The 13,385-nt window shown below is 52.7% G+C and carries 13 protein-coding genes; 4 read left to right on the top strand and 9 right to left on the bottom strand.

Features of this window, described 5'->3' with window-relative positions; genetic code table 11:
- Positions 1–50: 50 nt before the first annotated feature.
- Positions 51–1,652, top strand: coding sequence for an LVIVD repeat-containing protein (locus LIW51_RS29455; RefSeq protein ID WP_227379097.1), 1,602 nt, complete (start codon positions 51–53; stop codon positions 1,650–1,652).
- 242 nt (positions 1,653–1,894) lie between these two features.
- Here LIW51_RS29455 and LIW51_RS29450 read toward each other — a convergent pair whose 3' ends face one another.
- The gene (locus LIW51_RS29450; protein ID WP_227379096.1) at positions 1,895–2,053 is read right to left on the bottom strand and encodes a hypothetical protein; all 159 of its coding nucleotides are present in this window, start codon (positions 2,051–2,053) and stop codon (positions 1,895–1,897) included.
- A gap of 194 nt (positions 2,054–2,247) precedes the next feature.
- Positions 2,248–2,601, bottom strand: coding sequence for a type II toxin-antitoxin system PemK/MazF family toxin (locus tag LIW51_RS29445; RefSeq protein ID WP_227379497.1), 354 nt, complete (start codon positions 2,599–2,601; stop codon positions 2,248–2,250).
- A 77-nt stretch (positions 2,602–2,678) separates the two neighbouring features.
- Here LIW51_RS29445 and LIW51_RS29440 point away from each other — a divergent pair, with 77 nt between their 5' ends.
- On the top strand, positions 2,679–3,884 hold the full coding sequence (locus tag LIW51_RS29440; RefSeq protein WP_368411872.1) for an RNA-guided endonuclease InsQ/TnpB family protein: 1,206 nt from the start codon (positions 2,679–2,681) through the stop codon (positions 3,882–3,884).
- 92 nt (positions 3,885–3,976) lie between these two features.
- On the opposite strand, the gene LIW51_RS29435 is transcribed toward LIW51_RS29440, so the two are convergent.
- Complete coding sequence (locus LIW51_RS29435; RefSeq protein WP_227379095.1) at positions 3,977–4,348, bottom strand: MarR family transcriptional regulator; 372 nt, start codon at positions 4,346–4,348, stop codon at positions 3,977–3,979.
- Between the two features lie 338 nt (positions 4,349–4,686).
- Here LIW51_RS29435 and LIW51_RS29430 point away from each other — a divergent pair, with 338 nt between their 5' ends.
- Positions 4,687–4,914 carry a hypothetical protein gene (locus tag LIW51_RS29430; RefSeq protein WP_227379094.1) on the top strand — a complete coding sequence of 76 codons (228 nt, stop codon included), beginning with the start codon at positions 4,687–4,689 and terminating at the stop codon, positions 4,912–4,914.
- A gap of 472 nt (positions 4,915–5,386) precedes the next feature.
- On the opposite strand, the gene LIW51_RS29425 is transcribed toward LIW51_RS29430, so the two are convergent.
- The 4 genes from LIW51_RS29425 to LIW51_RS29410 all read right to left on the bottom strand — a co-directional run bounded on the left by LIW51_RS29425 (position 5,387) and on the right by LIW51_RS29410 (position 10,684).
- Positions 5,387–6,805: an ATP-binding protein gene (locus LIW51_RS29425; RefSeq protein ID WP_227379093.1), complete on the bottom strand. Its 1,419-nt coding sequence runs from the start codon at positions 6,803–6,805 to the stop codon at positions 5,387–5,389.
- Positions 6,806–6,856: 51 nt separating this feature from the next.
- Positions 6,857–8,356, bottom strand: a complete 1,500-nt coding sequence (locus LIW51_RS29420) for a TrbL/VirB6 family protein (protein WP_227379092.1) — start codon at positions 8,354–8,356, stop codon at positions 6,857–6,859.
- An 84-nt stretch (positions 8,357–8,440) separates the two neighbouring features.
- Positions 8,441–10,273 carry a DUF8186 domain-containing protein gene (locus tag LIW51_RS29415; protein WP_227379091.1) on the bottom strand — a complete coding sequence of 611 codons (1,833 nt, stop codon included), beginning with the start codon at positions 10,271–10,273 and terminating at the stop codon, positions 8,441–8,443.
- Between the two features lie 69 nt (positions 10,274–10,342).
- On the bottom strand, positions 10,343–10,684 hold the full coding sequence (locus LIW51_RS29410; protein ID WP_227379090.1) for a hypothetical protein: 342 nt from the start codon (positions 10,682–10,684) through the stop codon (positions 10,343–10,345).
- 244 nt (positions 10,685–10,928) lie between these two features.
- Between LIW51_RS29410 and LIW51_RS29405 the strand changes: the two genes are divergently transcribed.
- Complete coding sequence (locus LIW51_RS29405; RefSeq protein ID WP_227379089.1) at positions 10,929–11,297, top strand: helix-turn-helix transcriptional regulator; 369 nt, start codon at positions 10,929–10,931, stop codon at positions 11,295–11,297.
- Positions 11,298–11,387: 90 nt separating this feature from the next.
- Here the strand turns inward: LIW51_RS29405 and LIW51_RS29400 are convergent, their stop codons facing one another.
- Entirely contained in the window at positions 11,388–11,975 is a 588-nt protein-coding gene (locus tag LIW51_RS29400) for a metal-dependent hydrolase (protein ID WP_227379088.1), read from the bottom strand.
- Between the two features lie 326 nt (positions 11,976–12,301).
- On the bottom strand, positions 12,302–13,318 hold the full coding sequence (locus tag LIW51_RS29395; RefSeq protein WP_227379087.1) for a PGF-CTERM sorting domain-containing protein: 1,017 nt from the start codon (positions 13,316–13,318) through the stop codon (positions 12,302–12,304).
- Between the last annotated feature and the right edge of the window lie 67 nt (positions 13,319–13,385).

The following is a 13,385-nucleotide window of genomic DNA, read 5'->3' as shown; positions in this document are numbered from 1 at the left end:
AAGGCCACCTCGAATCGGACTACAAACATGCGACACCACATTACGAACTCATGACCAACGACCACACCACACTGACGGACACAACGAGACGCACAGTGCTCAAGACGATCGGCGGTTACGGGGCACTCGCGGCCGTGCCGACCGCGAGCGCCCACGAGTTCAATGGCGACTCCTCCGGCGACGGTACCTCGTCGGATCATGACCACACAGACGCCAACCTTCACGGATCGTCGAGCAACGTCGAACTGCTGGACTACCACAGCCTCGGCCAGCGAGGGCCATCGAGTACTAACTCGGCTGACAATCCACACTACGGCGGCATCTCCGAGATGCGCGTCATCGGGGATTACGCGTATGTCTGTTTCTTCTCCTCGAAGGATCCAACCAACAACCGAGGCATCGGTGTCATCGATATCTCGGAGTTCAACGCCCCAGACAACACCAACGACCTTCGGAACGCCGAGATGGACTTCGTCGCGTTCGTCCGCAACGACAACGACGCAGCAGCAGTGATGGATCTCAAAACGAGCGCCGACGGCGACTACGTGTTCTATACGAAACAGCCCATCTCAGCGCTGTTCGACGACCCTGACCCGACACCAAGTACAGAGGAAGACTCCACCGGGACACTGGCGGGGGCGATTACGGCCGTCAACGTGACCGATCCAGAGAACCCGACGATCGCCGGTACCTTTGCCCACGACACCGGATTCCACAACTGCTGGCACCACAAAATCGGCGGCACCGACTACGTCTTTGCCATCAAGGATATTGAATTGGATGGCACCTCCGGGGTGTATGTTTTTGAGTTCGACCGACCGACAGGTGTCCTCGAACTGGTCAACACGTGGAACCAGCAAGGAAACTTCGCGGACGGCAACGTCACTGGCGGCGACACGTACATCCACGACATTGCCGTCCAGGACGACCCCCGTCTGGAGAGTCCCGTGGGCTATCTCTCGTACTGGAACGCCGGCGTGTACGCGCTCGACCTCTCGAACCCGACGGACATCTCCGTGCTCGGGCACTTCACGATGTCGAACGCCCACTATGCAGAGCCTGCACCGACGTACTTCGACGGCAAGCGGGTTCTCGTTGCCGGTCACGAGTACCCAAGCGATAAGAACGGTCACACGGGGCACGTGAAGCTCCTCGACGCCGATGGCCTTGACGACGGGTACACGAAGGGTGAGGACAACATCGTCGAACTTGACTACTGGGAGTGGCGCGACGATGTATCCTACGACGGCACCTACACGTTCAGCCCGCACAACTTCACCGTCACCGAGGGGAAGTGGATCCACGTCGGTCACTATCACGGCGGGACTCGCTTCCTGCGCATCGACACCGAGAACTGGTCGCTCACCGAGAGGGGCTACTTCCAGGCTGCTAAGGACGTCCCGGAGGAGTCGAAGGTAGTTGGCTTGAACCACGCCGCGCCGTTCACCTGGACGGCCGTGACCCAGAACGGCGTCACCTACGCCGCCGACATCAACACCGGCATCTACGCTCTCCGGTACAAACCCGACAGCAACGTCACGAATGCGAGCGTCGGTGTGGCGGGTGTCGTCGGTTCTATCGGATTCATGACGCTGGCACGGCGGTACGGCGACGACCTGTGGGCGGCGCTTGACGCCCTACTCAGCACATAGGTGGTCGCTGTCCAGATTCTCTCATTTATCGATTGACCGATTTAACGTGGCAAAGCCGATCGAATTGTCGGTTTCCGGACTGAGAACCTCTAGTTCCGTCTCGATTGTACCTGCACCGATTATGGATGCATCAGTGGAGAGCGACAATTTGCTCGCCGTAATGATCTGTGTGTCCAAGTTACAATTCGCTTCCGCTACCGATGGGATCAGTTCACGTTGCGCTTCGATTTCTAATCGAATTTTTAGGTCGCCATTTGCATCGACACTAGAGTGTGGCGTTCCGACCTCACTCCGTCCAAGATATCGGATTGAGGTAGGTCGATATTGACGCCGTACTCGACGGCTGACGATGTGTCGGGGTCGCTCGGCGTCGCGGTCTGGGTCGACGTTTCGGTAGTCACTTCGGCCGAGACTGTTGTAGTGAATTATCTGAGAATCAAGCGTTAGATTTGTTCAACGACAATCGAGGGGATCTGCTCTCATGATTGCCTTGGCGTCGCGTTCGGCAGCACGCATTGCAGCATCGTCAACGAGTCCGACGATGTCCGTTACGCTGCGATCCGCTATTTGTTCATATCGCTAGAGAGGAGTTCTGTTACTGGAGTTCATCAACGAGAGCAGCCACCGATTCGTTGATGAGATCACTCTCGAGACGGCCTTGCCAGAAGTCGATGTCCTCTTGGTCAATTGATTGGACGCCCCACGGAACTATTCGGCTCTTGTCCGGTGTTCCACCACAAATCCAGCTCTCCTCGGAAATATTGATAAGGCCGTCCAGCCACGATTTTGATGTTAATGTCAGCTCGATATACTGCTCGCCATGGAACGGGCGACCTTCATGATTTGAGAGGATCACCCAGGGGCGAGACTCTTCTTCGCCCTTGAATGGATCGTCACCATCTTTAAACAGAGAGGGAAACCCGGCCTTTAGGCCGGGCGGGAATCGCATAAGCTCCACTACACAATTTTCTCAATCATCTGGCTAAATCATATACTTTTATGATAGTAAATGCTGTATATGGGATCGTGATTCGACGTACCGTCGTCGTGAAATTAGCCGTTCCTAACGAGCGGCGCGACGACCTCTGCGAAACTACTGCGCAGTTCCAGCAAGCCGCCCAGATGGTCGCGGACCGCGCTTTCGAGCGCGACGACGACGGTTACGTTATCACGTCGAAAACGAAGCTTCACAAACTCACATATGAACAGGTCCGCGAAGCCACCAACGAGTTGAACGCCGACCTTGTGTGTGCAGCACGAAATTACGCGGCAGATTCTGTGAAAGGCGTCACTTCAGCATGGCAGAACGGAAAGTACGCCACGCACCCGAGGTTCACCGCCAATACTGTTGTCTACAACAAGAATGCGGTGACATACCGGGATAACCACTGTACGCTTGCAGCAATCAACGGGCGCGTCAAAGCCGAGTACATTCTACCGCCGGAAGGCGAAAATCCACAGACTGAGTACCTGCGAGACAACGAGTGGGAGCTTCGAGAATCAACGCTTCACTATCGAAATGGCGACTACTACCTTCATGTCGGCGTAGCCAAAGACGACGAACCACAGGAAGCCGAGGGCGGGACGGTCCTCGGCGTTGACCTTGGCGTGAAGACGATAGCCACCACTTCGACGGGGAGAATGTGGTCCGCTGGCTACCTCAATCATCGACGCCGCGAATACGAGACAATCCGCGGGTCGCTCCAACAGACCGGGACGGAATCAGCCCACCGGACAATCGACGGAATCGGCGAACGAGAAAGCCGGTGGGCGGAAGACTACCTCCACCGAATATCGAAAGCACTTGTTCAAGAGGCGGTGACACACGACTGTTCTACAATCGCCTTTGAGGATTTAACCGATATTCGGGACCGAATGCCGGCCGCAAAAGCGTTTCACGTGTGGGCGTTCCGGCGGCTCTACGAGTACGTTGAGTACAAAGCCGCCGAGTTCGGGATAGGAACGAAACAAGTTGACCCGGCGTACACATCCCAACGCTGTTCGAAATGTGGTCACACCGAGCGTGGGAACCGGCCAAAGCAGGAACGGTTCTATTGTCGAAAGTGTGGTTACGAGGTCCACGCGGACTACAACGCGGCGAAGAACATCGGCATTAAGCATGTCCACGCAGGGCAAAAGTCTCCGCGTGGACGGGCCAACCGTCAACTGGCCCTGAAGTCGGGAACGTTGAACGTGAGCGACGAGTTTACGTCCGCCGAAGTTTCGGCTTGAACGGGAGTTCACCGACAAGCCCCGGCGTTAACGCTGGGGTAGTTGACAGATGACGTCGCCTCGTTCGAAGATTGGGATGTCGTCTTGACCGTTCACTGTTCATCCTCAACGCTCAGATGTGGTTCATCGGGTGCGTGCTCACGCCACGCTCTCTTGTTCTCTTCGCCGAATTGCTTATTGAAGAGCGCGGTCGCCCGCTCGTAGCCGCCGTACCCTTCGAGTCGGTCTCGATCGTCAGTCACCGCCCAGTACGTCGCCTTGTGCTCGACGAGAGCACGATCCTTCAATCGCGAGAGGGCTGTACTGACTGCCCCTTCGTCGAGACCAATCTGAGAGGCGATTTCGCGCGCCTTGAACGCGCGGTCATCGTGAGCCGCGAGGAATCCGAGTACCTGATCTGGAACCGAAAGTTCCTCAAGTTCGTCCTCGCTCGCGTTCTCGAACGTTTTTCGGTCGATGGACATTGGTATGTGTAGGTAATGAGTCCACCGTTAAGAGTGTTAGTGGTGAAAGCCCTGTGATTACCGTGAATACGGGGATAGAAGGAATAACGAGACTTCTCACTCCTTGAGGTGATTCGAGATCGTATCTATCTTTCTTCGAGGAGAGAATCCTGCCGTAAACGGCAGGCGTGAATCGCGCACATTCAGCTACACTACCGCCGTAAATCAGCCGGCAGGAACCCCGGGGAGGCCAACCTCGTACTGCTGATCAAAGCGACCACGCCGAGTCGCCACTTCATCAAGCAAGTCCGCACGATTCGTTGCTGCGGTGAGCAGAAAACTGGATCTTCATCGTCTAAGTGGGCGAGAAACTCGTTGACAACCTGGGCATGCTCACGGTGCAGATCGTTCCCACGACCTGCGAGGAGCGCGTCTATCTCATCGATGAGATGGTCGTGGCAACACGTACAGCCACGGACTGCTTCGAATTGGTCGATCACCTTGTCGCGGCTGGCGAGTGCCTCATCGTCACAAAATGTGATGCGGACGTCTTCTCCGATAACTACGGGGACGATCTACACAAGTGATAGCTCTTCTCGAGTGCAGCGAAGAAGTGTTGATCGCGAGAACAGATTACCGCTCTCGTTCTTTGATACGATTATAACCAAGCAGTGTAACGCAGGCCACTATACTTCCCGCTAGTAGCGCTTCAATTGGAGCAGTGTCGAACCAGAACCCGGTGACTACTACGGTCTCACCGAACAAGACTGCAATGAGAACAGGTAGATGTCGTGCAAGATGTTCGCGAAGTCGGACACCGGTCCGTAATTTAGGTTCGATATCAGTGAAGGGGCGGCTTATCATAGAACTCTCTTATCTATGGATTCCATTAAGTAATCGGGCATTATATTGAGAAAAAGTGAACTTCAGACAATTATTTATCAGATTGAACCACATGATCCACTAGGAATGTATGTTCACACGACTCGTACCATGCCGTTTCTGAGCCTGCCAGAGCCTCAACAGGGCCGAGAGCCCTTCTTTCGTGTCTGTGATTACCTATTTGGTCGACATAGAATCAGGAAACGACTTGACGAGATCATCATACGTGATTGCTTGTGCATCTCGTTCGGCGGCCTGCATTGCAGCATCATCTACAATTCCGACGATGTCCGCTGCGCTGTGATCCGCTGTTTGTTCAGCGAGCGTCTCATAATCAGTTTCATCGAGATCCGATGGGAGTTCGCGGAGTCGCACGCGGAATATCCGCTTCCGTGCCTCCATATCGGGGAGACCGACCTCATACTGCTGATCGAAGCGACCACGTCGAGTGGCAGCCTCATCGAGAAGGTCGGCACGATTCGTCGCCGCGATCAACAGAAAATTCGGATCTTCATCGTCTAAGTGCGCCAAAAACTCGTTGACGACTTGAGCGTGCTCCCGATGAAGGTCGTTCCCCCGACCAGCAAGGAGGGCGTCAATTTCGTCCACGAAGATCACACAGCGCTCGAACTGCTCAGCCTCGCTAAACAACTGGTTGACTTTTTCAGTAGATTCGTTCACCCACCGACTTTTGATATCGCCAGCGCTCAGCTCGAGGTACGGATGGCCGAGTTCACCAGCAATCGCTCGAGCGAAGTGAGTTTTCCCGGTACCAGGTGGGCCATATAGGAGGATGCCATTCGGTGGAGAGACGTTAAACCGCTCATAGGCCGCATCAGTGTGGGACAGGGGACGAAGAACCGATCGGAGGATATCACGTTTGAGGTCGTCCATTCCACCGACAGCGCCGAATGTCGTAGTGGGAGCTGGCTCCCAGCCAAATGTGAGTGTCGATAGAGATGGACTGCTAGTCTCTTTAGCCTCTTCATCGGTATTGCTAGTAGAAGGCCGATTCTTTTGAGAGTTGATTCTAGCGTGTTGGTCATATCTCTTCTGTACTGACAGTTTTTGTTGACTGGTTGCTGTATCCGTTGGACTATTTCCTTGTTCGAGGTGTGCCAATCCCATGATCTGGGCTGGAATACATGTTAACCAACTCAGAATCATTAGCCACGAATTATCAAGCATCGATTCAACTCGGAACGGTTGTAAGATTGCTGCAAATTCCGGAGAAACGTGACTCCAAAGAGGAAGAAACCAAATTCCGGTAAGTGGAAGTACTCCGATAATCGCTCCTAAAAACCACCCCGGATACATATTTTCTTTTTCTACCTGAGCTAACTGCCTCAGAACTTCAAAAAAGACAGATGTGACGAGAGGAGGTAGGAACCACATGGCTAATAAGCTTAGAATTGCCGAAATGAGTCCACCAAGGAGAATGGACAGTTCCCTACCGGCTAAGAATATCCCTATCGGTACGAAAAGATAGCACAGTGATGCTACGATCGTTGTGACTGCGACTATGATCAAATTCTTCAAGACGTAATCAGAATTATCTTGAGGTATTGTGGACGTAGTGTTTTCTTGATCGTCCATAGTCACATTATAATTCTCCTTAATTACCCAAATATATTCTGCCAGCAGACATCATTTCGACCGATAGTCACTGGTCGATGAGTCGGCCCATTCCCTCAATGTCTGCTGTTTCGAGCCAACTCCATCCTGAGGGTCGTTAATAACTGGGTTTTCACGATAGTGCTCCAGACCTGCCTCTGCCCAATCAAGCGGTGAGCGGTCAAGATTCCGAAGTGCAAAATTCGTTCCGGAGCGAGCGTCTTTGGCTGCACGTTTACCACCTTTCTTCGTATATTGTGTTCCTCTTTTGCCGGCTTTAGTTGCGTCTTCTGCAATTGTTCCTTCAACTTTTGACCCAAAACTATCTTTGATACCGCTACTAGTTGAAGTGGCTTTGTTTACGCTACTGTTGAGTTTCTCACCTACTTTTCCACCAGTAGTCCGCTGATCAAGAGAGCCAATCTTGGAACTCGCGTAACTACCGGCTTGTTTCCCACCAAAGCGCGCCTGCTTCATGATACTCGCACGGCTTGACTCCCCAGACCGGCCTGATGATGCAGCCGAGCGGCTTCCAGAACTCCGTTTCCGCCGGCTACGTACCCGCCCAGGAATGAATCCCGAGGACATCGCTGTCTTCAACCCATAGAGCGCAGGCGCAACGAGTCCAATCAGCCAGAACAGGAATGACTCGAGAACATCATTGAACGAGCCGGGATTCGACCCTGCATTTGCGGCTGCATTCGCTGCCCCATGCCCGCCGCCACCGACCGCGACCGTCCCAACAAACATGAGCGCCGCCATGAAGATGCCCGCTAGGAAGAGCGAGAGCGTCGCGTTGATGAACATCTTCGCGGCTTTTGCCGAGTCCTCGAATGGCCCGAAGTCAAGATAGAGCATGACTGCGAGGATGGGCAGCGTGACAAACATCGCCACGAAGAGGAACTCACGGACGATCAGCATCGCAAACAACAAGAGAATCCCAATGATCGAGGTCACACTGAGAATGACCATGCCAACGGCCACGACACCCGCCGAGGCAGCCGCTCCCTCCATCCCTGATTTGAGAATCTCCGTACTGAACGCCCCATAGCTCTGGGGGTAGATGTAGGTGACCACAGCATTGACGAGCAACAGACCAAAATGCATGAGTTGGCGCCCCACTGCAACGAAGATGATCGCTTTGAGTGCCTTCCAAACCAAGATCACGCTATCCACGTCGGCTTTCTTTGAAAATGGCTGTGACGCAAACCCAGCCATCACGACGACTGCGAGCAACTGTGGGAAGATGCCCAACAGATGATCGAATGCCTGGAGGTATTGTGGATCAGTATACGGGCTATCGAAGACGAGAAATGTGTACACTCCCCCGGACATGAGCACCCCGACAAAACCCATGAGCTTTGTCATAAGCCAGATAAACAGATCCCCGATCCACCCGGTGAACCCAGCGGCAACAACATATGACGTTGTCTCCTGTGCGACGAGTGTCGCGCCAGCTGAGAAACGGTGAAACACATGCGGGACGATGCTCGCAACGGAGGACGACGACGTTCGGATGAGGGTGCCAATCATGAGCGTCAGCAGGTCGCGGGTTACTTGGTGTTCACTTGTATATCATAGTAGTACCGTAAAAAATATTTTCTTGCGGATCATGAATTATCTCCGACGAAGATAGTGGAATGGAAGATAAAATAGCACGAACGCGATGACCGAGACGAACCCCTTGCTGATGTGCAAGAGTGCGCTATAGATGTTGAACGGTGTCGGCGCAAACCGAATGCGTTCATGTGATGGGGCGTAGTAGACGCCTTTTGAGTTGGTGGTGTCACCGCGAAACGTCGCTTCGACGGCGCTATCATTACGCGTAACGACAGCGACCCCGTCGCTATTTGTCGTGACATGACCCTGGACGGCCCCATGGAGATAGATCGACTGGTTAGGAACCGGCTCCCCCGTCTGCGCGTCGGTGAGTTCGATCCGAACGTGTCGCTTATCCTGTTTTGTCAAGGTGAGCGAGACCGGGTGTTCCGAGGCAGTCTTCGTGGCCAACGGAATTTCGTTGCCGTGAATATCGTAGAGATTCGTTAGTGGTTGATCGACGTTCGTGATGACAATACGAGTAGAGGCTCGTGGTGGCACCGATGACAGATTGACAGTCGATTTCAGTGGTGCGGACTTTGCGGTGAGCGGGACGGTGTAAACACGATCAACAGTTGCAGTCGTCGCTGTCTGTGGGCCAGTATGAGCGATGGCTGGCTTACTCCGAACGGCGATCAGCTGTTTTTCGAGTACATTCGGTGGTGGGAGTGTCTCCTGTGAGATCGTGATGGATGCCAAGGAGCGATTGATCTGCCCATCAGACAGAGCAGATGGCCGTGCTGAGATATTGAGTGTCTGCGTCGTATTCGGTCGTTGGGTGCCTTTCGTCGCATTCGAGTACCGATGCTGGGAGTAGATGCCCCACACGTTCTGCAGACGCATTTGGCTCGATTTGAACGTCGCGTAACTCCAGTGACGCCGGTCGGAGAGTGTCTTAGGCCCGTCGAGGGTAATGACGATACGTTTGATATCGCCATTCGAAGTGACGAGTGTTTGCGTCGCATTGAGTCGCTGGTTTGGTGTGATCACGACGGGTACTGTATCACGAACCGTATGCGAGAGGAGCGTCGTGTTCGAAGTCGTGTTTGTGCGCTCCCACCCCGATTTGGTCCGAATAGCGGTCGTTGTATGGCGGGTGAGTTGTGTCTTGATCGTCGCTCGAACGACCATTGTTGTTTGGCCAGTCGCCTGTGCATTCGTGTAGGCAAGCGGCCGGGATGCACCCTCCTGAGAGGTCTCATTGGCCGTCCATGATTGGGAGCCAATGCGAAGCGATCGATTGACGGATTGCGTCGAGATAGTGTAGTTGATACAGGTCTTCGTGCCATTCGTGATCATACACGTGCGATTGGGAATCGCCGTCGAATAATCGAGGTGCGTGAGAATGGTTCCGTTTCGCGGAAGGAGGAATCGGCTTTGTGACGATGTATTCGTCTGCCCTAGACGTGTTTGCGTCCCGTTCTGCGTTCCGAGGATAGTCACATGGGCATTTTTAACCACTGTCCCGTTCGAGCGATTCGAGTCGAGAAACCATACGCTCGTCGAGCGATTATGTGGGAGTTTGCGGAGATTGTCAGATCGATACTCCGCGAGCGTCTGATTACGAGGGCCGACTTCGTATGATGGCTGGGACGTCGGATAGGAGAAATCGCGCACTCGACTGGCCTGTACTGCCGAGATATTGTCGGATTGCAGGATGGTACGTAAGTCCGGTTGGATGAACGGTGGAAGGTCTCCAATGTCGGGATCAGGATCGTCAGAGATGAAGACATCCGTTCCAGTGGCGAGCTTCTGTGTACTAACACCAGTTGTGAACGAACTCGTCAGGAGAAGTAGAACAATCGTTCCGAGAGCCAGTTGACGACCAAGGGTACCAGGGAGCGAGGGCATTCGTAATGCGAAGACTGTTAGGGAGTATCTGCGAGCGATAAGACGGTGGAGCTGTCGAACCGCCGTGGCTTAGATGAACGGTGGGACGATCATCCCCGGAGCAAGGTTTTCGAAAAGCGTGACGAACACGTTATAACTGACCGAGAGGACGATCATCCCAGCACCGCCCCAGAGCGCACGCCAGCCCCACTGTGAGCGATTTGCACTCCGGCCGGAGACAAACCACAGTGCTGCGCCAACGAGGAAGACAATGACACCAATCTGGCCCAGGGTGGTTGCGACGAACTGTTCGATCTGACTTAACGAGTTGGTGATCTCGCTTTGTTGAGCGGCGGCGATTCCAGTACTGACACTGATCGTGAACAGGGCAGTGACCACATACGGAACTCGATGTCGGAATGGGAGGTGCATACACGTTTTCGTTCTTTATCCAATGGCAAAAATCTTATCCTTTATGAATAATATACTGAATTTTAGCGATATCATGGAGCAACCTCTACTCATTTCGAAGATGTTTTCGGACGACCAAGGCAGATAATACGCTTCTTTGCCCAGCAAAGGTGAGTGCTGATCTCGAATTTTCCTGCTTGATTAGCACTAATTATTTGCTATAGATTATAGCAGGATTTAAGTAGCAAAGATTAGTCACTCCGGTATGACTAATTCAGGATCTAACCAGGACGACTCTGCTGACATACACGAGAACGAACCCGCTCTTGATTTTGCTTCCTATAATCTCCCGACCGATCTCACCGCCTTTCAGGCACACCTTTTGTGTCTCATCTACCGTTTAGGACCAGCTGAGGGCGTTGATCTGCAGGAGGCGTTGGAAGACCTCTATCCAGAGCCGATCAACCACGGTCGATTATATCCAGGCCTTGACCAACTCGTCGAGAAAGGATTGATCTCGAAGCAGACGAAAACGAGCGATAAGCGACGGAATGCGTATGCAACGGTCGGGCGGGGAGAGTGGGCTGTCGAAGAATATTACCGATTTATGCACGATATCGTGACGCCAGAGTAGCCATCAGACGCTTCTAGCTGCTGAAAGTCTTCGCTCTCTCGGTCGGCCTTCTCACAGTCTACTATGGGACTCGATCTGGGTCTGATTCTCTTATGGAAACGCTCCTGCGAGCGGAGAGAGTGCGAAGATGACAGTACCCATCGCGAGCAGGCCAAGCAGCAAAAAGACGGTGTTCGCGAGTGTGCTAGCAGCACGAAGATTTGTCAGCGAGATTCGCTGTCGAGAGAACGGAAGGTAGGGCTGGATACCGCTGACCGTGATGATGTCCCCGGCAAGATGCACACAGATCCCGAGAAACCCAACAATGAATCCGAGTCCGACGAGCGTTCCAGGAGTGAGTGTAGCGAGCTGCTCGGTCATGATCGCGATAGCCGAGACTTTGGTGACTGGAAGGATGGTCGCCTGCAACCAGTGTGCAAATGGGACGGTGAGATACCGACCAAGAAGCCAGCCAAAGCCCGCGCATAAGAGTCCAACAATGCCTGCGGCTAACAGTGAGTGGCTCACGCCACGGTGCGAGAGACCGGGTATCCAGTGATCATTGTCAGGAAGTGGTTCGATGATGAGTATACCAAGCGTGAGTAACCCAGCAAGAGCAATCTGATTGCGCAGGATGAGGGCGTAGGAAATCGGCGCGAGAAAAAGGAGTGCAATGCCGATATGACCGTGTCGGTACATACTGAGTCACCTCTAGGTATAATTCTGGCTCGTTCTTCTACTAGCATAAGCTCTTTGTATCGATTTAGTCAATTCTATTTGAACACGGAGCCGTTTAATAGCACAATTGAGTATCGATTGTTAGTATAGTATACTAATGAGTGTCTACCGCTATTATGCTATTTTCGTAAGAACCCTCCGCGTGACCATTATAAAAAGCGGACGTAAAATGGCCAATGGAATACCCACGAACGGTACACCAGTGGCGCTTATCACCTCTCGTATGCTCGCTTACTGACCAACGAAACAGAATATCACACCAAGAAGGCGTGAAAGGGGTTACTTCCCTATTGTCTGCGCCTGGCGAGGAGTGCTGCTCCGAGGAGAGCAACGACAGCAGTAGCAACGCCAAATCCAGGTTGACCATTGCTTTCAGTTGTCGTTTCGTCTCCACCCGACCCATCGTCTGACGAATCGGTAGTGGTCGTGCTCGTATCCTCTTCAGTGGTCGTAGTTGTGGTCGTCGTCGTTGTTTCGCCGGGAGTATCTCCCTCGCCCGAATCTCCGAAGACGAGTTTCACGTTACGGATTTCGATGTTTTGGATGATGACACGGTAGGTCTTGTCTTTCTTGACACCCTTTTTCGCCATCTTTTCTTTTACTTGATCCCGAACAGATTTCACCGCAGCCATCGACTGCTTATCTTCCATTGAGGAAGAATCAACGGAAAAGGTGCGGTCTTTGAGGGTCACATCTCCAAGCGTGATTGTCTCGTCTGGAGTCTCATCGGGGCCAACAACAAACGACCATTTCTCGATACTCAATCGCTCAACAGTTATGTGATATGAAGGTAGTTGTTTGTCCCCCGACGTCAGCGACTGCCATTCTGATGAAGACACCAATTTCTTTTTAGACATATCATTTGGCATCTTTTCTGGCAATTTTACAATGACTTTGACGTTCTGAATCCGTATGTTTCTGAAGCAGATACGGACAGTTTCACCCTTTTTCCGTTTGACCTCTTTTTTCGCTTTCGCCATCGCTTTCTTCTTCGCAGGGACTGCTGCAACCTCGGACGCACTGTCCGCCTTCATCAGCTTATTCGCATTCAGGTGGAAGGTCTTGTCCTTGATTGAGTGAGGACCAACGAATACGGTCCGGTCTGGTGTCTCATCAGGCCCCACAACAAACGACCAGTTATGGATCGTCATCTGCTCGACCTTGAAAACGACCTTTTGTGGGTGCTTTTTCTCTTTATCTTTGTCTTTATCTTTATCTTTTGCTCCGTCTGCCTGTACAACCCCGACTGAGGATATGAGGAGTATCCCTATGAGGAAGATACTCACGATCTTGTTCTTATTCATTCTCTTTATTTGGAATTTTAAATTCCTTTGTGACCTCAAACCATCTTAATTTAGGCAGGTATTTAAT

It is taken from the genome of Haladaptatus halobius (genome assembly GCF_020618475.1).
GTDB classification, from domain to species: Archaea; Halobacteriota; Halobacteria; order Halobacteriales; family Haladaptataceae; genus Haladaptatus; species Haladaptatus halobius.
The sequence above is the reverse complement of the archived record's forward strand: the minus strand, read 5'-3'. Positions and strand labels throughout refer to the sequence as shown.

Coding starts and splice junctions, on each gene's coding strand:
- LIW51_RS29455 (WP_227379097.1), top strand. CDS start 51: ATGACCAACGACCACACCACACTGACGGACACAACGAGACGCACAGTG.
- LIW51_RS29445 (WP_227379497.1), bottom strand. CDS start 2,601: ATGCGATTCCCGCCCGGCCTAAAGGCCGGGTTTCCCTCTCTGTTTAAA.
- LIW51_RS29435 (WP_227379095.1), bottom strand. CDS start 4,348: ATGTCCATCGACCGAAAAACGTTCGAGAACGCGAGCGAGGACGAACTT.
- LIW51_RS29425 (WP_227379093.1), bottom strand. CDS start 6,805: ATGGACGATCAAGAAAACACTACGTCCACAATACCTCAAGATAATTCT.
- LIW51_RS29420 (WP_227379092.1), bottom strand. CDS start 8,356: ATGATTGGCACCCTCATCCGAACGTCGTCGTCCTCCGTTGCGAGCATC.
- LIW51_RS29415 (WP_227379091.1), bottom strand. CDS start 10,273: ATGCCCTCGCTCCCTGGTACCCTTGGTCGTCAACTGGCTCTCGGAACG.
- LIW51_RS29410 (WP_227379090.1), bottom strand. CDS start 10,684: ATGCACCTCCCATTCCGACATCGAGTTCCGTATGTGGTCACTGCCCTG.
- LIW51_RS29405 (WP_227379089.1), top strand. CDS start 10,929: ATGACTAATTCAGGATCTAACCAGGACGACTCTGCTGACATACACGAG.
- LIW51_RS29400 (WP_227379088.1), bottom strand. CDS start 11,975: ATGTACCGACACGGTCATATCGGCATTGCACTCCTTTTTCTCGCGCCG.
- LIW51_RS29395 (WP_227379087.1), bottom strand. CDS start 13,318: ATGAATAAGAACAAGATCGTGAGTATCTTCCTCATAGGGATACTCCTC.